15 protein-coding genes are annotated in these 22,650 nt (G+C 64.3%); 13 read left to right on the plus strand and 2 right to left on the minus strand.

Annotation, left to right across the window (positions count from 1 at the left end; translation table 11 throughout):
- Positions 1-154 precede the first annotated feature (154 nt).
- The 8 genes from ACYQ3G_RS11170 to ACYQ3G_RS11205 all read left to right on the plus strand — a co-directional run bounded on the left by ACYQ3G_RS11170 (position 155) and on the right by ACYQ3G_RS11205 (position 13,279).
- Positions 155-808, plus strand: a complete 654-nt coding sequence (locus ACYQ3G_RS11170; RefSeq protein WP_459825872.1) for a tetratricopeptide repeat protein — start codon at positions 155-157, stop codon at positions 806-808.
- An 82-nt stretch (positions 809-890) separates the two neighbouring features.
- Positions 891-2,459 carry a sigma 54-interacting transcriptional regulator gene (locus ACYQ3G_RS11175; RefSeq protein WP_459825874.1) on the plus strand — a complete coding sequence of 523 codons (1,569 nt, stop codon included), beginning with the start codon at positions 891-893 and terminating at the stop codon, positions 2,457-2,459.
- 64 nt (positions 2,460-2,523) lie between these two features.
- Complete coding sequence (locus ACYQ3G_RS11180) at positions 2,524-3,831, plus strand: sensor histidine kinase (RefSeq protein WP_459825876.1); 1,308 nt, start codon at positions 2,524-2,526, stop codon at positions 3,829-3,831.
- Positions 3,832-3,856: 25 nt separating this feature from the next.
- Positions 3,857-5,269 (plus strand): response regulator, encoded by a 1,413-nt coding sequence (locus tag ACYQ3G_RS11185; RefSeq protein WP_459825878.1) that lies wholly within the window; start codon positions 3,857-3,859, stop codon positions 5,267-5,269.
- 193 nt (positions 5,270-5,462) lie between these two features.
- The gene (locus tag ACYQ3G_RS11190; protein ID WP_459825880.1) at positions 5,463-6,911 is read left to right on the plus strand and encodes a UTP--glucose-1-phosphate uridylyltransferase; all 1,449 of its coding nucleotides are present in this window, start codon (positions 5,463-5,465) and stop codon (positions 6,909-6,911) included.
- Positions 6,904-9,447, plus strand: a complete 2,544-nt coding sequence (locus ACYQ3G_RS11195; RefSeq protein WP_459825882.1) for a diguanylate cyclase domain-containing protein — start codon at positions 6,904-6,906, stop codon at positions 9,445-9,447. The genes ACYQ3G_RS11190 and ACYQ3G_RS11195 overlap by 8 nt, the downstream gene beginning before the upstream one ends.
- Before the next feature lie 126 nt (positions 9,448-9,573).
- On the plus strand, positions 9,574-11,298 hold the full coding sequence (locus ACYQ3G_RS11200; RefSeq protein WP_459825884.1) for a methyl-accepting chemotaxis protein: 1,725 nt from the start codon (positions 9,574-9,576) through the stop codon (positions 11,296-11,298).
- Between the two features lie 256 nt (positions 11,299-11,554).
- Positions 11,555-13,279, plus strand: coding sequence for a methyl-accepting chemotaxis protein (locus tag ACYQ3G_RS11205; protein ID WP_459825886.1), 1,725 nt, complete (start codon positions 11,555-11,557; stop codon positions 13,277-13,279).
- A gap of 97 nt (positions 13,280-13,376) precedes the next feature.
- Here ACYQ3G_RS11205 and ACYQ3G_RS11210 read toward each other — a convergent pair whose 3' ends face one another.
- Positions 13,377-16,505, minus strand: coding sequence for an EAL domain-containing protein (locus ACYQ3G_RS11210; RefSeq protein ID WP_459825888.1), 3,129 nt, complete (start codon positions 16,503-16,505; stop codon positions 13,377-13,379).
- A gap of 205 nt (positions 16,506-16,710) precedes the next feature.
- Between ACYQ3G_RS11210 and ACYQ3G_RS11215 the strand changes: the two genes are divergently transcribed.
- The gene (locus ACYQ3G_RS11215; RefSeq protein WP_459825890.1) at positions 16,711-17,172 is read left to right on the plus strand and encodes a YehS family protein; all 462 of its coding nucleotides are present in this window, start codon (positions 16,711-16,713) and stop codon (positions 17,170-17,172) included.
- Complete coding sequence (locus tag ACYQ3G_RS11220) at positions 17,169-18,002, plus strand: CvfB family protein (RefSeq protein ID WP_459825892.1); 834 nt, start codon at positions 17,169-17,171, stop codon at positions 18,000-18,002. Before ACYQ3G_RS11215 ends, ACYQ3G_RS11220 begins: the two co-directional genes overlap by 4 nt.
- A 224-nt stretch (positions 18,003-18,226) precedes the next feature.
- On the opposite strand, the gene ACYQ3G_RS11225 is transcribed toward ACYQ3G_RS11220, so the two are convergent.
- Entirely contained in the window at positions 18,227-18,766 is a 540-nt protein-coding gene (locus ACYQ3G_RS11225; protein ID WP_459825894.1) for a hypothetical protein, read from the minus strand.
- 157 nt (positions 18,767-18,923) lie between these two features.
- Here ACYQ3G_RS11225 and gcvH point away from each other — a divergent pair, with 157 nt between their 5' ends.
- The 3 genes from gcvH (at position 18,924) to gcvPB (ending at position 22,183) form a co-directional block, all read left to right on the plus strand.
- Positions 18,924-19,304 (plus strand): glycine cleavage system protein GcvH, encoded by a 381-nt coding sequence (gene gcvH / locus ACYQ3G_RS11230; RefSeq protein WP_459825896.1) that lies wholly within the window; start codon positions 18,924-18,926, stop codon positions 19,302-19,304.
- A 102-nt stretch (positions 19,305-19,406) separates the two neighbouring features.
- Positions 19,407-20,735, plus strand: a complete 1,329-nt coding sequence (gcvPA, locus tag ACYQ3G_RS11235) for an aminomethyl-transferring glycine dehydrogenase subunit GcvPA (protein WP_459825898.1) — start codon at positions 19,407-19,409, stop codon at positions 20,733-20,735.
- Positions 20,732-22,183, plus strand: coding sequence for an aminomethyl-transferring glycine dehydrogenase subunit GcvPB (gcvPB, locus tag ACYQ3G_RS11240; protein ID WP_459825900.1), 1,452 nt, complete (start codon positions 20,732-20,734; stop codon positions 22,181-22,183). Before gcvPA ends, gcvPB begins: the two co-directional genes overlap by 4 nt.
- Positions 22,184-22,650 lie beyond the last annotated feature (467 nt).

Genomic DNA, 22,650 nt, shown 5'->3' on the forward strand with positions numbered 1-22,650 from the left:
AAGAAACGGTCGGGGCGCAGGCCCCATTTTCGCCAAAAACTCATTGATCTCAATATATTTTTCCCCGCAGCATTCCCTTTGACCTTTTTCCTGATTCCGCATACACAGGCAGAGCTTTTACAATAATGGCAATTCGAAATTTAAGGAGCCTTCCATGGACGAACGCACCCCCCAGCTCGATATCCTCAAGACCATCGAACAGGAAATGGACTCGGACATCCATCCACTGTTGAAAAAGATCCTCGACAACATCCGTCCCATCGGCATCGCCGTCGGCGGCATCGTGGCCGCCGTGGCCGTGTACTCCGGTGTCACCTCCTACCAGTCTTCCCAGCAGGAGAAGGCCGTGAGCCAGCTCGGCTCCATCATGGTCCTGGACGACCAGGCCGCGCGCACCGAAAAGCTCCAGTCCTTTGTCCAGACCGGTCCCGCAAGCCTGCGGCCCGCTGCCCAGCTCGAACTGGCCCGGATCTTCATGGACGCAGGCGACTACGACAAGGCCGCCGCCGCCTGGAAGGCCCTGGCCCCGAGCGCGAACATGAAGATTGTGGCCGGGCTCGGCGAAGCCAAGGCCCTGGTCTTCAAGGGCGACTACGCCGGCGCCGTGACCATCCTGTCCGCCCTGAAGAAGGACGCCGGCGAGGAGTTCGCCGGGGCCATCTCCGCCAATCTGGCCTTCGCCGCGGAAAAGGCCGGGCAGTCCGACCTGGCCATCGCCGAATACGAGGCCCTGAAGACCAAGGACAGCGGGAACGACGCCTTTCTCGACTACAAGATCGGCAAGCTCAAGGCCAAGACCCAGGGCTAGAGACCGATGCACGGCCCGCCGCCGCAACCGCGCGGCGGCCGGCTTCGCCCGCACCAACTTCGGGATATCGGACGCAATCCTCATGACAACCGACGATTTTCTGCACTACCTGCAGACCCTGCACGCCACGGTGCAGCAGCTCGACCCCCTGAGCCCCCTCCAGTCGAGCCTGGACAGCCTGCTGTCCATGACGGCCGAGGCCATGAAGTACAAGCGCATGGCCCTGGCCATCTTCGACCCCAAGACCAATACCATCCGCTTCGACCTGACGTACGGGCACAAGGGGCCGGTCAAGGCCACCTACACGCCCGGCCAGGGCGTCACGGGGCAGGTCCTCGACAGCGGCAAGCCCATCATCGTCGAGGCCATGGAGCGTGACGAGCGGTTCCTGAACAAGGCCATGGGGCGTTCCCCCAAGGAACTGGCCGAGCTGTCCTTCATCTGCGTGCCCATTTCGCGCATCAACGCCGACGGCTTGACCGAGGCCCTGGGCGTGCTGAGCGCCGACATCCCCTGCCAGCCCCTGGACGTCCTGCGCATGCACTGCGCCTTTCTGGAGGTGCTGGCCGCGGTCATCGCCCGCCAGACCGCCTACCTGCAGGAGAACATGGCCCAGAAGGAGCTGTGGGCCTCCATGGGTTTCCTGGGCGAGACCATGGACCGCGAGAAGGCCCTCATGCAGGCCAAGATCGTGGCCACCTCCAAGGCCATGGCCTTCGTCATGGGGCAGATCATGCAGGTCGCGTCCAGCAAGGCCTCTGTTTTGCTGCGCGGCGAATCCGGCACCGGCAAGGAGCTGCTGGCCGAGGCCATCCACAACGCCAGCTCCCGCCGCACCAAGCCCCTGGTGCGCCTGAACTGCGCCGCCCTGCCCTCTGAACTGCTGGAGAGCGAACTCTTCGGCCACGAACGCGGGGCCTTCACCGGCGCCGTGGGCACCAAGAAGGGCCGCTTCGAGCTGGCCCACACGGGCACCCTCTTCCTCGACGAGATCGGCGAACTGAGCGCCGAGGCCCAGGCCAAGCTGCTGCGCGCCCTGCAGGAGGGCGAGATACAGCGCCTGGGCAGCGAGAAGAGCATCAAGGTCGACGTGCGCATCATCTGCGCCACGCACCAGCCCCTGGAGAACCTCATCCAGTCGGGCCGCTTCCGCGAAGACCTCTACTACCGCATCAACGTCTTCCCCATCTTCATTCCGCCCCTGCGCGAGCGCCGGGAGGACATCCTGCCCCTGGCCGAGTACTTCCTGGAGTTCTTCTCCAAGGAATACGCCAAGAACATCAAGCGCATCTCCATGCCGGCCATCGACCTCCTGACCCAGTACCAGTGGCCCGGCAACGTGCGCGAACTGCGCAACTGCATGGAGCGCGCGGCGCTGATCTGCAACGAGGAGGCCATCCGCACCTACCATCTGCCCCCGACCCTGCAGACGGCCGAGAGTTCGGCCACGGACAACCAGCTGTCCTTCGGCGAGGCCGTGGGCAAGTTCGAGCAGGAGATCCTCGTGGAGGCCCTGCAAAAGTGCGGCGGCAACATGCTGCAGGTGGCCCGGGAGCTGCGCGCCAGCTACCGGATCATCAACTACAAGATCAAGAAATACAACCTCGACCCGAAAAAGTACGACGTGCGGGGCAAAACGCGCAAACCCTGATTGCGGGAGGGCTGCGCCTGGGCTATGCTGATGACGTTCGGCCCAGCCCGGCAAGGAGTGTTCCATGCAGCCCGCGCCGCCAAAACGCGCCCACATCCGCACCAGCATCCTCGAACGTCTCGCCCGCCGCAAGGATGAGGGGCTTCCTGCGGACAGGCTCACGGCGCTGTACATCTTCTACGAACTGGGCCTGGAATTCGAATCCCTGCGCGACTTCAAGTCCCTCTGCGTGCTCGTTCCCGATATCTGCCTGGGAACGCCCGCCTCCCTGTACATGCGCGGCCCCAAAGGGGACCTGCGCCTGCGCCGGACCACCAGCGCCCAGGGATCGAAGGTGTTCAGCCTGCCCGACCCGCCGTGCCCCCAGTCTCCGGGCATCGTCCGTACCGACGGGGCCACCATCGTGACCATCTGCGACGCCGAACAGGAGCCGACGCTGCTCGGCGCCCTGTCCCTGCACCGCGAAGTGCCGCCGGACGAGGACGCGTTCTGGCTGGAGTACGCGCGCGGGGCCGCCCGCATCATGGCCGTCAAGCTGACGGCCGTGAGCAACCGCAAGCGCCTCACCTTCATCAACAACCTGGTTCGCGACATCGGGCACAACGTCATCGTGCCCAACATCCAGTTCAAACTTCTCTTCCTGCAGCTCGAACGCCAGCTGACCCAGCTGCAGCGCAGGATCGACGGGCTCACCCCGCCCAGGCGCGACGCCCCGGACAGCGACGCGCGCCTCGAACTGCCCGTCCTGGCCCGGGACCTGCTGGCCCTGCAGAAGACCATCTCCAGACGCTTCCAGCATTCGAGCCTGTTCCTGGAAAGCCTGCTGCGGCGCAGCCATTTCGAGAAAGGCGGCTACGACCTCCTCCTCAAGCCGTGCCGTTTCAAGAGCCAGATCTTCGAACCCCAGATCGAGCGCTTCCTGTCCATGTTCCGCGCCCAGGGCATCCGCATCGAGGTCGCCCCGGACGTGCGCATTGACGAGGACGTCGTGCTGCAGGCGGATTTGGGGCTCTTTTCCCAAGTCTTTGCCAACCTGCTGGCCAACGCCATCAAGTACACCAGGCCAGCCGGCCCGAACGGCGGGACCGGCGAGAAGCTCATGCGCTACGGATGGGAGACCGTGCCGGACTCCTTCGGTCAGGGCAGGGAAGGGGTCCGCGTCTTCGTGGCCACCACGGGTCCCGAGATTCCCCCCGCGGAGCAGGCCCGCCTCTTCGACGAGGGGTTCCGGTCGGCGGAGACGGACAGCGTGGACGGAAGCGGCCACGGCCTGTCCTTCGTCAAGCAGATCGTCGAACTCCACCGCGGCCGAGTCGGCTACGCCTACGAAGCGCCCATGAACATCTTTTCCATCATCATGCCCCGCGCGTAGGGCGCCGGACGGCAGAGGCTTGAACATGGCCGATTCCATACTGATCATCGAGGACGAGGCGACCTTCCGCGAGGCGCTGCGCCATTTCCTGCAGGACGCCGGCTTCGCCGTATGCGAGGCCGCGCAGGCCCACCAGGCCCTGGAGCTGTTCGAGCTGGGGCCTGCGGACTTGGTCCTGCTGGACCTCGGCATCCCCGGCGGCGACGGCCTCGAACTGCTCTCGGCCATGAAAAGGCTCCGCCCGGCCACGCCCGTCATCATCGTCTCGGGCCGGACGCACATCGACGCGGCCATCGAAGCCTTCAAGACCGGCGCCTGGGACTACGTCACCAAGCCCATCGCCAGCATGGACGTCTTTCTCAACGCCGTGCGCAACTGCCTGGCCCAGGCCCGACTCACGCAACGGGTGCAGGACAGCCAGGAGCACCTTTTCCGTCTCGTGCAGAACCTGCCGGTCATCATCTTCAGCATCAACCGCAACCGGGAGTTCGAGTTCCTGAACCGCGCCACCCTGGACATCCTTGGCTACACGCCCGAAGAGATACAGCAGGAGCCCATGGCCTTCCTGAAGCGCATCGCGCCTGCGGACCGAAGGAAGTTCACGGCCGGCCTGAAGAACGGTTTCAAAGCCAACGCCACGGAGTTCCGGCTGGATTTCCGATTTCTGCACAAAAAGGGGTACGAAATCGAGCTGCGCATCCAGTCCATACCCAGCCCGCACCGCGGGGACGACGCCCCGGACCGCATGGAGGGCATGATCCAGGACGTGACCCGCAATGCCTACATGGACAAGGTGCTCATTCAGAACGAGCGTCTGAACATGCTGCGCAGCATGACCGAAGAGGTGGCTCACGAGATCCGCAACCCCCTCGTCTCCCTGGGTGGCTTCGCCCGGCAGCTGCGGGCCAGGTACCCCGATGCCCGCGAGACCGAGGTCATCATGGACGAATGCAACCGCCTCGAACGTCTGGTGCAGCGCGTCAACGCCTACCTCGAACCCCTGGCCGTGACCCTGGCGCGCTGCTCCGTGCCCGCCACTCTCGATTTCGTCATGCGCCTGCTGTCCATCCGCCTGGAGCACAAGTCCATCTCCTGCCGAAACGAAATCGACGACGACCTGCCGCCCGTCCTGGCGGACCAGGAATTCCTGCACCGCATCTTCATCTACCTCATCGGGCACGGCGCCGACGTCGTGGCCGAGTCGGGCTCCATCCACATCACGGCGTCCGCGGCCGCAGGCCTGCTCCACGTGACCCTGGCCATGAGCCCCGTCGGGGACGCGGCCGTGGACGAATACCGCCTGTTCATGCCCTTCGAGGACGAGGAGGTGAACCTGGCCATGTGCTCCCGCCTGGTGGAGCGCATAGGCGGCCATCTCCTGCTGACCCGCGCGGAAGGCCGGGCGATCATGACCGTCAGCCTCCCCGTCCACCCCTGACGGAGGCGGGTGGGCTCCCGTCTGGCAGCTTTTTTTGCGCAAACGAAGAAAAATGTTCCACTTTCGTCCTTCGGCCATATGGACGAACCGACTTTGTTGAACTATTTCTGGCACACATCCGCGACCCGAATCGGGATGCTCGCGCATCGGCCCGGACGTGCGCACGCGAAACCTCAATCACCAAGGAAACCTCATGGCAAAGGATATAAGCTGCGTCAGCGTCGACGACCCCAAGCTCTCCACCCTCTTCCGCCCCTTCGCCCTGAAGATGGAACAGCAGGGACTGCCGCCCATCGTCATCAACACCTTCAAGTGCTACTTCAACCAGTTCCTCTACGGCGCCCAGGGCAAGCTCTCGGACCGCGACATCCTGCCCGTCGAGGACGTCGAACTGGCCGATTACGACGCCATGGACCAGTTCAAGGACGTCGGTGAGAAGGCCCTGGAGCAGACCGCGGTCATCAAGCTCAACGGCGGCCTGGGCACGAGCATGGGCCTGGAGTCGGCCAAGTCCCTCATCCCGGTCAAGGACGGCCTGAGCTTCCTGGACCTCATCCTCCTGCAGGCCAAGACCGTGCGCGCCCACTACGGCGTGGAGTTCCCGCAGATCTTCATGAACAGCTTCAAGACCCACATGGACACCATGCTCAAGGTCGGGAACTTCAACAACGGCACCACCGGCATCGACCTGGCCTTTCTCCAGCACCGCTACCCAAAGATCATGGCCAAGGACCACGCCCCGGCCTCCTGGCCCCAGAACCCCGAGCTGGAGTGGAACCCCCCCGGCCACGGCGACATCTACACGGCCATGATCACCTCGGGCATTCTCGACGCCCTGCTGGACAAGGGCTACAACTACGCCTTCATCTCCAACTCCGACAACCTCGGGGCCATCATGAACCGCCGGCTGCTGGGCTACATGGTCCACCACAAGCTGCCCTTCCTCATGGAGGTGGCCCGGCGCACGGAGCAGGACAAGAAGGGAGGCCACCTCTGCCGCCTGAAGAAGAACAACCAACTGGCCCTGCGCGAGGTGGCCCAGTGCCCGGACCAGGAGATGGACTCCTTCGGCGACATCGGCAAGTACCGCTTCTTCAACACCAATTCCATCTGGGTCGACCTGCGCGTGCTGCAGTCGGTCTTCGTGTCCCACCGCATGATGCCGCTGGACCTCATCATCAACCCCAAGACCCTGGACCCGCGCGACCCTGCCTCGCCCAAGGTCTTCCAGCTGGAGACGGCCATGGGCTCGGCCATCACCAACTTCCTGAACGCCCAGGCCGTCATCGTGCCCCGCAAGCGCTTCGCCCCGGTCAAGACCACGAACGACCTGCTGCTGGTCATGTCCGACTGCTTCATTCGCACGGAGCGTGACACCATCGTGCCCAACCCGCTGCGCAAGGACGCCATGCCGGAGGTTTCCCTCGACGGGAAGTTCTTCAAGAAGATCGACGCCTTTCTCGAGCGCTTCCCCCAGACCCCGCCGTCCCTGCTGGATTGCGCGAGCCTGAAGGTCGAAGGGGACGTGCGCTTCGAGGAGGGGGTGCGCTGCGTCGGCGACGTGCGCATCGTCAACAAAGGGCCGGTCCAGGCCGTGGTGCCCGCCGGAAGCGTGCTGCAGGGAGAGACGCTCCTTGGCTGATCCCGGAACGGCCGCCTGGAGCCCCTTCCGCTGCACGCTGCTGTCCATCCTGGCGGTCGTTTTCCTCGCCCTGTGCCCCTTGCGGGCACAGGGCGCCGGCCAGGTGCTTGTCCTCAATTCCTACCATCCCGGCTACAAGTGGTCCGACGACATCCTGCACGCCCTGGAGACCAGCCTGCATCAGTTCGACCCGGAGCTCGTCATCAGGGTCGAGCACCTGGACACCAAGCGCAACCTCGACCAAACCTACATTGACAGCCTGCCGGACTGTTTGAAGCGCAAATACGCCTTCATGCGTCCGGACCTCGTAGTGGCTGTGGACGAAGCAGCCTTCAAGCTGATGCTGGGGCGCGGCGAGGAAATGTTCGGGAGCGTCCCGACGGTCTTCTGCGGCGTCAACGCCAGCCCCCTGCCGGCCGTGCCGCCCTGGATGACGGGAGTCCGCGAGCACGCGGACCTTGCGGCGACCATCCGCCTCATGCGCAGCCTGAAGCCGAACCTGCGCGAGGTGGCCGTGATCGTGGACCGCACCGACACCGGACAGGCCATCCTCGCGGACCTGCGCACCGTCTTTCCCGCGGATCTCTCCCTCCGGGTCCTCGACGACCTGCCCCTGCCGCAGCTGGCGCGCGAGGTGTCCGGCCTGCGGCCGGAAACGGGCCTGCTTTTCCTGCTCTACTCCAGCGACCGCAACGGCAACGTCTACGAACCCGCAGAGGCCATGGGCGTCGTCTCCAAGGCCAGCCCGACGCCGGTCTTCGGCGCCTGGAACTTCCTCATGGGCCACGGGCTTCTGGGCGGCTACCTGACGAGCGGGTACGCTCAGGGGCGCATCGCCGGAAACCTGGCGGCGCGCATCCTGTCGGGGGAAGGCCCGTCACGGATTCCCGTGGTCGTCGACGATGTCGTCGCTCTCGAAGTCGACGTCCGGGAGATGGCGCGTTTCGGCCTCTCCACCATCCAGTTTCCCGAGGAAACCCGTTTCTTCAACGTCGGGCAGGGAACGCGCCGGGACATTCTGGTCCTGCACTCCTACAATGCGGGCTTCCGCTGGACGGACGACATCCTGCGCGGCATCACGGAAAGCCTGGCGAATTTTCCGGGCGGCACGGAACTGCATGTCGAGTACATGGACACCAAACGCCATCCCGAAGCCGAATTCACCTACCTGACCTACCTCCTGCTGCGCGAAAAGTACCGCTTCACGAAATTTTCGGCGGTCCTGACCTCCGACGACAACGCCTTCAACTTCGCCCGTCAGTACCGCAAGGCCCTTTTCCCGGGCGCCCCCATCGTCTTCTGCGGGGTCAACTACCTCGAAAACCCGCCGGCCATGGCCGCCGAGAACATCACCGGGGTGCTCGAATCCTACGACATCGTCGACACCGTGAAGGCCGCGACGGATCTGGTGCCCGGCGCCCGGCACCTCGTCGTCATCAACGACGCCACGCCCACGGGCCTGGGCAACCTGAAGCGCTTCGAGGAGGTGCGCCCCCTCCTGCCCGAACGGTTGCGGGTGGAAATGCTTCAGAACATGTCCATGACCCGCCTGCTGGAACGGCTGGCATCCCTGCCTCCCGACGCCATCATCCTGCTCATGAGCATGAACCGGGACAAGGACGGCAACACCTTCACCTACGATGAAAGCTGCGCGAAAATCGTCGGGGCCAGCCCCGTACCGGTCTTCTCCTTCTGGGACTTCTACCTCGGGGCGGGGACCGTGGGCGGCGTCGTGACCAGCGGGTACCATCAGGGGCTGTCGGCCGGCTCCCTGGCCCGGCAAATCCTGTCCGGCAAGAGCGCCCGCGACCTGCCCGTCATCGTGGAAAGCCCCAAAAGCCTCATCTTCGACGCCGGCGTCATGCGGCGCTTCGGCCTGAATCGCCGTCTGCTGCCCCAGGACGCAGTCCTCATCAACGACGACGCGGAATCGGCCCGCTACACCCGGGCCGTCTGGACCATCGCGATCCTCATGGCCATCATCGTCCTGCTCCTGATGGCGTTCCTCGGCTTTTACGGTTGGCAGCGGCGCAAACGCCGCCACCTGGAGCGCACGGTGCGCATCGATCCCCTGACCGGGGCCTTCACGCGCGCAGCCTTCGAGTCGGAGATGCCCCGCACGATCGCCTCGTCCACGGAGCGCGGGGAGCGATTCATGCTCTGCTTCGTGGACGTGGACAAGCTCAAGCACGTCAACGACACCCACGGCCATCTGCACGGGGACACCTACCTCAAGGAGGTTGTGGCCGTCCTGCGCTCCTCGATCCGTTCCAGCGACGAAATCTTCCGCGTCGGAGGGGACGAGTTTGTCGTCGTCTTCCCCGGTTGCGGCGAAGCCGAGGCAAAACGGATCTGGAACCAAATCGACGAACGCATCGTCGCCATCAATCTCGAAGGCCGCCTACCCTTCACCATGGGCATCACCCACGGCTGCGTGGGCTTCGACCCCGAATCGCCCCAGGACATGGCCACGCTTCTCCGCCTGGCCGACCTGTCCATGTACGGGCGCAAGAGCGCTGCGCCCGAAAATCCCTGAGCCCTGCCGCCGGTCGCCGTCCCGCCCGTGGACGGAACGCACGTGTGACGTCTTACATTTCCTTGCCAACAACTCCCGAGTTCGCATATTGTATGACAAACCCTTCCTCAAACCCCGGGGGATGCCATGAGCTTCAGGCTGGGAATCCGCAACAGGCTGCTCTTGCTGGTTGGAATCATGCTTGTATTTCTCGGCGGCGTGGTGACCTTCTTCGTCTACCAAGCGTCCGACACCAAGGAGAAAATGATCGAACGCGTCGGACAAATCATGACCGAGGACGCCAAAGACAAGATCATGGTGCTGACCAAGTCCGTATCCGCCAGCGTCGCGGCCGGCATCAAGGACGTCGCCGACCCTGACGAGCGCCTGGCGATCATCAAGAAGCTGGTCTACGACATCCGTTTCGAGGCGGACAAGTCGGGCTACATGTTCGTCTACCAGGGCACGACGAACAGGGTCATGCCGCCCAAGCCCTCCATGGAAGGAACCGATCTGGGCGACCTCAAGGACCCCAACGGCCTCTTCCTCATCCGGGAACTCCGCGACGCGGCCTCTGCCGGAGGCGGCTTCGTCACCTACATCTTCGACAAACCCGGCAAGGGAGTCCAGCCCAAGGTCAGCTACTCTGAAATGATACCGGGCACGGAGCTGTGGATCGGCACGGGGGTGTACATCGACAACATCGCCGAGGCCCAGGGCAAGGTGGCCGCCGACCTGGAGGCCGCGGCCTCGCACTCCCTGAACATCGCCCTGTCCTTCATCGGCGCGGGCTTCGCCCTTCTCATCCTGCCCCTGACCATCTTCCTCGTCCGCTCCATCATCGCGCCGCTGAAACGCATGATCGTCATGCTCAAGGACATCGCCGAGGGCGAAGGCGACCTGCGGGCCCGTCTCAAGGATTCCTCCGGTACGGAAACCCAGGAGCTGGCAGAATGGTTCAACACGTTCATCGGCCAGGTCCACGGCATCATCCGTGAGGTGGCTGGCAACTCGACCCAGGTCGACCAGGCGTCCCATGGCCTGCTCGGCCTGGCCACGCAGCTGCGCGGAGCGGCCGGTGACCTGACCGCCAAGTCCAACACCGTGGCCACGGCCACGGAGGAAATGAGCGTGAACATGAACTCCGTGGCTTCGGCCATGGAGGAGTTCTCGACCAACATCTCCACCGTGGCTTCGGCTTCGGAGGAAATGACCGCGACCATCTCCGAGATCTCCCAGAACGCCTCCAAGGCCAAGGAGATCACCGGACACGCCGTGGGCAAGGCCGGCGAGGCCTCGCGCCGCGTGAACGAACTGGGCGCGGCCGCCCAGGAAATCGGCAAGGTCACCGAGGCCATCACGGCCATCTCGTCCCAGACCAACCTCCTGGCCCTGAACGCGACCATCGAGGCGGCCAGGGCGGGCGAGGCCGGCCGCGGCTTCGCCGTGGTGGCCAACGAGATCAAGGAACTGGCCCAGCAGACCGCTAGGGCCACGGAGGAGATCAGGGACAGGATTCAAGGCATCCAGGGAGCCACGGGCGTGACGGTTGCGGAGATCAGGGAGGTCTCGCAGGTCATTGGCGAGGTTGACGCCATCGTCGGCAGCATCGCCGCGGCCGTGGAGGAGCAGTCGGTCACGACCCGCGACATCGCCGACAATGTTGGACAGGCCGCCCAGGGCGTGCAGGAGGTCAACGAGAACGTCTCCCAGGCCGACACCGTGACCCGCGACATCGCCAGGGAGGTGGCCGACGTCAACGCCGCATCGGCCGGCATCGCATCTTCGGCGGAAGCCGTGCAGCAAAGCTCCGAGAACCTGAGCGGCCTGGCCCGCGACCTGAACGGTATGGTCGGGAAGTTCAAGATCTAGGCCGACCGCAAGGCTCCAGGAGCCCACATCTGCCGGGGGCGATGATCGCCCCGCCGGCTCGCACCATGACGGACTGAAACGTCGTGACGCGGGGCACGGCGGACGGGACGAAAAAAGATGATCGCCTCGCCTGGCCCCGCGTCATCCCGGCGAACGGAAAATGCGACACAAGGGCCCATGATTTCTTGCCAAAATCCATGAAATCGGACTATGATCACACGAATTCTTCATAACGACCCAGAGAGGGAGGAACTTCATGGGCATTCGCTTCGGAATCCGCAACCGGCTGCTGTTCCTGACCGGCATCATGCTGCTCTTCATGGGCGTAGTAGTGGCCTTCTTCGTCTATCAGGCGCGCGGCACCAAGGAGGACATGATCGCCACGGTGGGCCGCATCATGAACGAGGACGCCCGCGACAAGATCATGGTCGCCACGAAGAACATGGCCACGAGCATCGGCGCGGCCATTCAGGGCGAGAGCGACAACGACCGGCGCATCGGCATCATCAAGAAGCTCATCGGCGACATCCGCTTCGAAGCAGACAAATCGGGCTACTTCTTCGTCTACCAGGGCACCATATGCCGGGTGCTGCCGACCAAGCCCGAATCCGAAGGCAAGGACCTCGGAGGCCTCAAAGACGTGGGCGGAATCCTTTTCGTGCAGGAACTGCAGAAGCAGGCCCAGGCCGGCGGCGGTTTCGTCGAGTACGTCTTCGCCAAGCCGAACAAGGGCGACCAACCCAAGCTCAGCTACTCGACCATGATCCCCGGCACGGACATGTGGATCGGCACGGGCGTGTACATCGACAACATCGCCGAGGCCCAGGCCGCGGTGGCCGCCGACCTGGAGGCCGCGGCCGCGCGGTCCCTGACCATCGCCCTGTCCTTCATCGGCGCGGGCTTCGCCTTCCTCATCCTGCCCCTGACGGTCTTCCTCATCCGCTCCATCATCGCCCCGCTGAAACGCATGATCGGGATGCTCAAGGACATCGCCGAGGGCGAGGGTGACCTCACGGCGCGCCTCAAGGACACCTCCGGCACCGAGACCCAGGAACTGGCCGAATGGTTCAACACCTTCGTCGAACAGGTCCACGGCATCATCCGCGAGGTCGTCGGCAATTCGAACCAGCTGAGCCAGGCCTCCCAGGGCCTGCTCGGACTGGCCACGCAGCTGCGCCGGGCCTCGGGCGACATGACCTCCAAGTCCACCACCGTCGCCGCCGCCACCGAGCAGATGAGCTCGAACATGAACTCCGTGGCCTCGGCCATGGAGGAGTTCTCGACCAACATCTCCACCGTGGCCTCGGCTTCGGAGGAAATGACCGCGACCATCTCCGAGATCTCCCAGAACGCCTCCAAGGCCAAGGAGATCACCGGTCACGCCGTGGGCAAGGCCGGCGAGGCATCACGCCGCGTTAACGAACTGGGCGCGGCCGCCCAGGAAATCGGCAAGGTCACCGAGGCCATCACGGCCATCTCGTCCCAGACCAACCTCCTGGCCCTGAACGCGACCATCGAGGCGGCCAGGGCGGGCGAGGCCGGCCGCGGCTTCGCCGTGGTGGCCAACGAGATCAAGGAGCTGGCCCAGCAGACCGCCAGGGCCACTGAGGAGATCAGGGACAAGATCCAGGGCATTCAGGGCGCCACGGGCGTGACGGTTTCGGAGATCCAGCAGGTCACCCAGGTCATCGACGAGGTCGACGCCATCGTCGGCAGCATCGCCGCGGCCGTGGAGGAGCAGTCCGTGACCACGCGCGACATCGCCGACAACGTCGGACAGGCCGCCCAGGGCGTGCAGGAGGTCAACACCAACGTGTCCCAGGCCGACACCGTGACCCGCGACATCGCCAGGGAGGTGGCCTCCGTCAACGCCGCCTCGGGCGACATCGCCTCTTCGGCCGAAGCCGTGCAGCAAAGCTCCGAGGGTCTGAGCGGCCTGGCCCGCGATCTGAACGCCATGGTCGGAAAGTTCAGGATATAGCGCCCCGGGTGCGTGCGAAAAAACGGGCCCCTGCGAGGACGCGGCGCGTCCTCGCAGGGGCCTTTTCGTTGTGCGGCGGATTCGGTCGCGGTGAGATTCAGGACGCCAGGGCCGGCAGCAGCGCGCCGCGGGCCAGGAGCTTTTCGCATTCAGCGGCCGGCACGGGCCGGCTGGCCAGATAGCCCTGCATGCTCATGGGGCCCAAGCCGGCCAGGATGCGGCGCTGGGCCTCGGTCTCCACGCCTTCGGCCACGATGCGCAGGTTGAGGGTCCGGGCCATGGACACGATGGCCGTGACAATGGCCAGGCTGTCCTGGTCCTCGGTGATGTCGCGGATGAAGGAACGGTCGATCTTGAGCCCGTCGATGGGCAGGCGCTTGAGGTACGACAGGGAGGAGTAGCCCGTCCCGAAGTCGTCGAGAAAGAAGGTCCCGCCTGCCGCCCGCAGGGAATTGAGGGTCGCCTCGGCCTTGGCCACGTCGCCCATGAGCATGGACTCGGTGATCTCGAAATACAGCCTGCCGGGCTGCAGTCCCGTGTCCGCGAGCACCTCGCCCAGAGTCTGGGCCAGCCCGGCCCCCGCGAACTGCCGCGAGGAGATGTTCACGGACATGCCCAGCTCGAATCCGGCGTCCTGCCAGAGCTTGGCCTGGCGGGCCGCCGTGCGCAGGACCCACTCGCCCAGAGGGAGGATCAGGCCCGAATCCTCGGCCAGGGGGATGAACTCGGCCGGGGAGACGAGGGTGTCGCCGTCGCGCCAGCGCACCAGGGCCTCGACCCCGACGATGCGGCCCGTGTCCATGCGCACCAGCGGCTGGTAGTGCAGTTCGAAGCGCTCCCCTTCGATGGCCTTGCGCAGCTTCGATTCCAGAGAGATGCGCCGGTGCGCCGCCGCGTCCATTTCGGGCGTGAAAAATTGGTAGTTGTTGCGGCCCAGGTTCTTGGCCCGGTACATGGCCATGTCGGCGTTCTTGATCAGCTTGCCGGCCTCGTCCCCATCGTCCGGGGCGATGGTCACGCCCAGACTCGCCGTGACGAAGAACTCCACGTCGCCGAGGCTGAAGGGCCGGCCCAGGGCCTCCAGGATGCGGGTCGCGATGTGGCTCACGCCCTCGACGGCGTCGACTTCCGGCAGCAGGATGAGGAACTCGTCCCCGCCCAACCTGGCCAAGGTGTCGCCGGCGCGCAGGAGGCCTTCCAGCCGGCGCGAGAGCTCCACCAGCAGGGCGTCGCCGGCCCCGTGGCCGAGGCCGTCGTTGATGTTCTTGAAGTTGTCGAGGTCCAGGAACAGCAGCGCCAACTTTTCCCCGCTGCGCCCCAGCTGCGCCAGGGCCATGCGCAGCCGGTCGTCCAGCAGCATGCGGTTGGGCAGCCCGGTCAGGGCGTCGTGCTGGGCCTGGTATTTGAGGGCGTCCTCCTGGCGCTTGAGCTCCGTGATGTCGTGAAAGATGGACACGTAGTTGGTGGTCAGTCCGGCCTCGTTCCTCACGGCGCTGATGGTCAGCCACTCCGGGTAGGACTCCCCGTTCTTGCGGCGGTTCCAGATCTCCCCGGCCCAATGCCCTTCATGCACCAGTTGGGTCCACATGTGATGGTAGAAATGCTGGGGGTGCCGATCGGACTTGAGGATGCGCGGGTTGTGGCCGATGGCCTCCTCGGCCGCGTACCCGGTGATGGCCGTGAATCCGGGGTTGACCTGCACGATCTGCCCCTTGGGGTCCGTGACCACGATGCCTTCGATGGTGTTCTCGAACACCTTGTTGGCCAGCAGGAGCTTTTCCTCGGCGTCCTTGCGGGCCGAGATGTCGCGCACCACGATGAGGTAGAACTCCGGCCTGTCGCCATCGGCCCACAGGGCCGAGACGGTGACCATGCCCCAGAACGGGGACGCGTCCCTGCGCACGATGCGGACCTCCAGCGTGGTCTCCATGAGCCGTTCGGCCAGCAGCGTGTCCAGGGCGCCTTCAAGCATCCCGAGGTCGCTGGGGCGGACCAAGTCGCGCCAGGTCATGACGCTCAACTCCCGCGCCGTGCAGCCCGTCAGTTCCCGGAACTTCTCGTTGGCCTTGCAGAAGTTCCCCGTGACGCCGTCGATCTGTGCGACGCCCATGCCCGCCATTTCGAAAAAGACCCGGAAACTCCGCTCGCTGGCCGTCAGGGCCGCGGTCTGTTCCTGCACTTTCCGGCCCAGCCTCGCATTGAAGAGAAAAAGAACTCCCGCAACGCAGCACCCGATACAGACGGCAGCCAGCAGGACAACCACCGAAACGCGGACCAGTCTCTCCCTTCTGGCCAGCACGTCGTCCTTGATCTCCGAATAGATGAACCCCGACAGGTCGGCATCCTCCGCGACCAGCCCCAGCCGGGCGTACGTCCCGGCCATCTGCCTCCAGCGCGCGGGGTTCATGTGCCCGATCTCGACGAGGTCGGCCCTGACCAGATCGCGCATGGCCTCGGCCTCGAAGAAGAGCTGTTCCTTGGGGATGTCCGGCGCGTACCTGGCGTGGATCAGGTCCACCATCTCGCCCGGGTGCGACATGGCGTAGGCCCAGCCGCGCCTGACGGCGCGCAGGAAGCCTTCCACGCCTTCGGGGTCTTCGCTGATGCGCCCTTCGGTCGTGACCAGGCAGTCCCCGTAAAAATCGACGCCGTAGTGGGAGGGCCGCATGATCAGAGGCGCCAGGCCCATGCGCCGCAGCAGGTACGGTTCGCTCGTCATGTAGGCGCTCATGGCGTCGACGCGGCCCGCGGCAAGGTCATCCACGCTCCACGAGTGGGGCACGACCTCGAAGGCGTCCGGGTTCATGCCCTCGGCCGCGATCATGGCCGAAACCTCCACGTCGAATTCCGGTTCGAACATGACACGCTTGCCGACCAGATCGTGGGGCATGCCGATGCCCGCGCCGCGCACGGCCATGAGCATGCTCGGGGAGTGCTGGAAAATGGCGGCCAGGACCACCAGCGGATCGCCCTTCAAGCGCCGGACAAGGACCGACGGCGAATCAACGGCGAATTCGGCACGACCCGCGAGAAGGCTGTCCGAAGGTTCGGTGCCGGCAGAGCGCTCCAGGAAGGCGACATCGAGCCCTTCCTCGCGAAAATAGCCTTTCTCCAGGGCAGCGTAATAGCCGGCGAACTGAAATTGATGACGCCACTTGAGCTGCAGCCTGATCTTCGGCGTGGGGGCCGCCCAGACGCCTTCGGGCGACCAGGCGACAAGAGTCATTGCCAGGATTGCGGCCACCGCAGCGACGAAGACGCCTTGCGGCAGGTGTGGACGTGTAAGACGAGCCGTATGACAGCGCATGACGTATGCCCTACCAGCAGAAACCACGGGGTCAAGGGCCAATATGGCCTGCAGCGCCCCATTTTTCAGATGACCGCCGGACCCATCCCGTGTACTCGGTGGGGCACCAAAAGGAAACACGTACATGACCAACAACGACATCCTGCGCAGACTGCGCTATGCCCTGAACCTGGACAACGCCGCCCTCCTGCGCCTCTTCGACCTCGGCGGACACTCCTTGAGCCCCGGCGACCTCGACCTGCTGCTGAAAAAGGACGAGGAGCCCGGCTTCGTCGACTGTCCCGACATCCTGCTGCTGGCCTTTCTCGACGGCCTCGTCATCTCCCGTCGCGGTCCCCGCGACCAGGACACGGCCGAGTCCGGGGAGCTGAACAACAATCTCGTCCTGCGCAAGCTGCGCATCGCCCTGGAACTCAAGGACGCGGACATGCTGCGCATCCTGGAGGCCGGGGGGATGAAGGCCTCCAAATCGGAGCTGTCGGCGCTGTTCCGCAGCCCCTCGCACCGCAACTACATGCCGTGCCGCGACCAGCTGCTGCGCAGATTCCTGGCCGGACTGGCCGCCATTTCACGGGAGGAGTTATGAGCCGCATCGGCACCACAGCCAGCCTGAAGATCATGAAACTTGTCACGGGCGGGGCGTTCCTCGACGGCGGCGACCTCGGCGAGGTCTTCATGTCCAAGCGGGAGCTGCCGGCGGGTGCCGCCGTCGGCGACGAGGTATCCGTCTTCCTGTACCGCGATTCCGAGGCCGTCCTGACGGGCACCACGGCCCGGCCCAGGGCCGAGCTCGGCCAATGCGCCTTCATGAAGGTCGTGGCCGTGACCAAATCCGGCGTCTTCGTGGACTGGGGCCTGCCCAAGGACCTCTTCGTGCCGGCCTCGGAGCAGTACAAACCCCTGGAAGAGGGTCGCTCCTACGTCATCCTGGTCTACCTCGACGAGCGTACCGGACGCCTGGCCGGGACGGCCAAGCTCCACTCACACCTGAACGAGGACGGTTCGGGCTTCGTGCCGGGCCAGGAGGTGGACCTGCTCATCTGCGGCTTCTCGGACATCGGCTTCAAGGCCGTGGTCGACAACACGCACCTGGGCCTCGTCTTCCGCGACGACGCGCCGGGCGAACTGCGCTACGGCCAGCGCGTCAGGGGCTTCGTCAAGGCCGTGCGGCCCGACAACAAGCTTGACCTGTCTCTGCTGCCCCCCGGACTGTCCGGCGTGGACATGCTCGCCGGGCGCATCGTCGAATACCTGCGCGCCAACGGCGGCGTTGCCCCGCTGACGGACAAGAGCCCCTCCGAACACATCGCCGCCGCCTTCGGGACGAGCAAATCCGCCTTCAAGAAGGCCCTGGGCAGACTCTACAAGGACCGCAAGATCCGCCTGGAGCCCGACCGCATCGTGCTTATCGACTGAACCGGAAACGCCACGACGTGCCAACGTAACCGCGTCGGATTCCGACGCGGGCTGGCAGGCAGGGCCTGAAACACGTACGGCGTGCGATGCTGGATCGCCGGATGGCGGGGATGGTCAGGCAGGCCAGGGCCAGGTGGAACCGGCGACGAAGACTTCCGAAAAAGATGCAGGGGCTGAAAATGCGAATGCCGCCCGAAGGCGGCATCCCATGTACGGACAAGACCTTACTCTTGCCAGTCGAAGATGGTGTCCAGTTGCGGAATGAAAGGCTTGACCGCCTCCTGGTTTTCCGCGGAGGTGGCCAGCGTCTTCTCCATTTCCACCATGCTCTGCTTCATCTGCTCGATCATCTGCGCCTTGGAGTCGGCGGGGATGTCCTTGCTGGCCTGAATCTCGTCCACGGACTGCTGCATCTGGCCCAGCACATTCTCGCCGTCCTTGCCGAGCTTGACGGCCATATAGGCCTGGGTCACCTGCTGGGAGACCTCGCTCCAGCTCTCGACGTTGAAGCCATGCTTTTTAAGCATGCCTTCGACCTCGCGCTGGTCCTTCAGGCTCCTGGCCCAATCGCCCATGAGGCGGGACGTGCTCGTGGCGTCCCCGTCATCCTCGGCCTCGTCGGCATACTGGTCGAAATAGGGCTTGAGCTCCTGCATGGCGCCGATGAACCCTTCCACCTGCTTCGCCCCAAGTCCCGCACACCACGCCCCCTGGGACACGAACAAAAACGCCGGCAACATGACCAACAAACGCCACAACCGCATAGCTTCCTCCTTGCAGTCACGGGCAATGCATAATCGATTTGCACTGCCCCACTTCTCTTCATTGCGCTTTCGTGGCATTATATTTATGTCACCCCGAACTCAAGGGGCTTAGGGGGCAATTCCCCCATATTTTTCCCTACTTCATCTGGAGGCTGGCATGAATCCCAAAGAGCTTATGTATGCAAAATCCCACGAATGGGTCAGAATCGAAGGCGACGAAGCCGTTGTGGGCATCACCCATTTCGCCCAGGAACAGCTCGGCGACCTGACCTTCGTCGAACTGCCCCAGCCCGGCGACCAGGCCCAGGCTGGCACGGAGATCGGCTCCGTCGAATCCGTCAAGGCGGCCAGCGAGATATACTCCCCCGTCAGCGGCGAAGTCGTCGCGGTCAACAGCGAACTCGAGAACGCCCCCGAGCTGATCAACAAGGAGCCCTTCGGCGCCGGCTGGATGTTCAGGGTCAAGCTGTCCGCACAGCCCCAGGGCCTCCTCGACGCCGACGCCTACGCTGAACTCTGCGCGGCCGAGGCCCACTAAACACCACCCCGGCCGCTTTTCCGCTGCGCGAAGGTTCATCGCAGGACCTGACGAACTCCTCGCCTCCGGCTGGATGACCGCGGCCCCATACCCGGAGGCACCATGCCCTTCATTCCGCACACTCCCGAAGAACAGCGGGAGATGCTGGCCGCCATCGGCGTGGACAGCATCGAAGCCCTGTTCGAGGATATTCCCGCAAAATTCCGGGCCGGGGAGCTGAACATTCCCTCCGGCCTCAGCGAGATGGAAGTCCGCCAAAAGCTCGACAAGACAGCGGCCCGGAACCACACGGACCTGACCTCGTTCCTCGGGGCGGGCTTCTACGACCACTACATCCCCAGCGCCGTGGACGCCCTGTGCAGCCGCGGCGAGTTCTACACGGCCTACACCCCCTACCAGGCCGAGGCCTCCCAGGGCATGCTGCAGGCCATCTTCGAGTACCAGACCGCCGTGGCGCGCCTGATGGACCTCGAATACGCCAACGCGTCCCTCTACGACGGCGGCACGGCCCTGTACGAGGCCATCATGATGGCCGTGCGGCACACCAGGCGTTCGCGCATCGTCATCTCCGAGAGCGTGAACCCCATCTACCGGGTCATGCTGGACAGCTACACGACCAATTTGAAGCTCGACCTGGTCACCGTGCCCCACAAGGACTGCACCACGGACATGGACGCCATGCTCGCCGCCCTGAACGACGACACGGCCGCGGTCATCGTCCAGAACCCCAACTTCTTCGGTACGGTCGAGGATTTCACGGCCCTCTTTGAAAAGGCCCGCGAGCGCAAGATCGTGTCCGTCATCTCGACCTACCCCGTCATGCAGTCGATCCTGAAGACGCCCGGCAGCATGGGCGCCGACATCGCCGTGGCCGAGGGCCAGAGCCTGGGCCTGCCCCTGAGCTTCGGCGGGCCGTACCTGGGCATCATGGCCTGCAACAAGCAGCTCATCCGCCAGATGCCCGGCCGCATCGCCGGCCGCACCGTGGACAAGAACGGCAAGACGGGCTTCGTCCTGACCCTGCAGGCCCGCGAGCAGCACATCCGCCGCGAGAAGGCCACGTCCAACATCTGCTCCAACCAGGCCCTGTGCGCCCTGCGCGCCCTGATGTACATCAGCCTGCTGGGGCCCCAGGGCCTGAAGAAGACGGCGCAGACCGGCATCGAGCGCGCCCATTACGCGGCAAACCGCCTGGAGCGGCTGCCCGGCGTGCGCGTGGTCAACCAGCCCTTCGGCAACGAGTTCACGGTCAAGCTGCCCGTGCGCGCCTACGAGGTCATCGACAAGCTCATCGACATGAAGTTCGTGCCGGGCTTCCCCCTGGGCCGCTACTACCAGGGCATGGACAACCACCTCCTGGTGGCCTGCACCGAAAAAACCACGAAGCAGTGCATCGGCATCCTGGCCGAACTGATTGGAGGCGCCCTGTGAAGACCCTTTTCCAAGATTCCTCCAAAGGACGCACCGGCGTGTGGCCCAAGGAACCCAAAGGCAACACCGAGGCCGACATCCCCGCCTACCTGCTGCGCGACACGGCGCCGAAGCTGCCCGAACTGTCGGAGATCGACGTCATCCGCCACTTCACCAGGCTCTCGCGCCTGAATTACAGCGTGGACAGCAATTTCTATCCCCTGGGGTCGTGCACCATGAAGTACAACCCCAAGTTCACCGAAGCCGTGGCCGCCCAGCCGGGCTTCACGAACCTGCACCCCCTCATCCCGCAGCTGAAAGGGGCCGGGCACATGACCCAGGGCGCCCTGGAGGTCCTTTACGAGACCGAGCAGCTTCTGGGCGAGATCACGGGCATGAGCGCCTTCACCCTGCAGCCCATGGCCGGCGCCCACGGCGAACTGACGGGCGTCATGCTCATGGCGGCCTACCACAACGACAAGGGCAACAAGAAGACCAAGATCATCGTGCCCGACTCGGCCCACGGCACCAACCCGGCCTCGGCGGCCATCGCCGGCTACGACGTGGTCTCCATCCAGTCCAAGAACGGCATGATCGACCCCGACGAGCTGGAAAAGGTCCTGGACGACGAGGTGGCGGGCCTGATGATGACCTGCCCCAACACCCTGGGCCTGTTCGAGTGCGGCCTGGAGCGCATCGTCAAGCTGGTCCACGGCGTGGACGGCCTGCTCTACTACGACGGCGCGAACCTGAACGCCATCATGGGCAAGATGCGCGTGGGCGACGTTGGCTTCGACGTCGTGCACCTGAACCTGCACAAGACCTTCGCCACCCCCCACGGCGGCGGCGGGCCGGGCTCCGGGCCCGTGGGCGTCAGCCAGCGCCTGGTCGACTACCTGCCCATCTCGCGCGTGGTGAAGCTGGAGGACGGCCAGTACTACCTGAACTACGACTACCCCAAGTCCATCGGCTACATCGCGCCCTTCTACGGCAACTTCGGGGTCATCCTCAAAGCCTACGCCTACATCCTGCGCCTGGGCCGCGAGGGCATCGTGCGCGCCACGGAGAACGCCGTCCTGGCCGCCAACTACCTCCGCAAGCGCATCGAGGCGCACCTGGAAATCCCCCACGACCGCATCTGCATGCACGAGTTCGTGGCCTCGGCCGCCAGGCAGGCCGAAAAGGGAGTGCGCGCCCTGGACATCGCCAAGGCCCTGCTGGACAAGGGCCACTACGCGCCGACCATCTACTTCCCGCTCATCGTCAAGGAATGCCTCATGTTCGAGCCCACCGAGACCGAGAGCAAGGAAACCCTGGACGGTTTCGTGGACGACCTGATTGAGATCCTCGGACGCGTGGAGACGGACCCCGAGTCCATCCACGACGCCCCGGTGACCACGCCCGTGCAGCGGCTCGACGAAGTGCGCGCCGCACGCAGCATGGAACTAGTGGACGACGCCGGGCTCTAGCAAGCCTGAAAATCAATCTACAAAGAGAACTCAAAGCCCCCGAAAGGGGGCTTTTTTATTGAAAAAATCAAATAATGCCAAAAATTTATATATAATATACTATAATTTTCATTTCAAATTATAATTCATATCTCGAGTATCTAATCACTCAAGACAGCACATAACAATTCGAGTTTTGGATAAATCAGACGAATTTACTAGAGATTAATAAAATTCAGAAAATGACAATGAATAAGAAAGCTCGAAACACGTTGCAAGGCAAATAGAAGTGATATAATTCCCCTGCATCGCTGATCGACTGCATGTAGGAAATTCCATGTCATACACTTTTGTAATACCTGCGCTCTTGACCCTGGCCGGCCTTGGATATGTATTTCTTATGCGCAATACTGCCCCGAAGAATGTTGCAGGGAGTGGCTCCATTTCGACGCATCTGCCTCCGTCATTCGAGGAAAGAAACGCGTTTT

It is taken from the genome of Desulfomicrobium salsuginis, assembly GCF_054657795.1.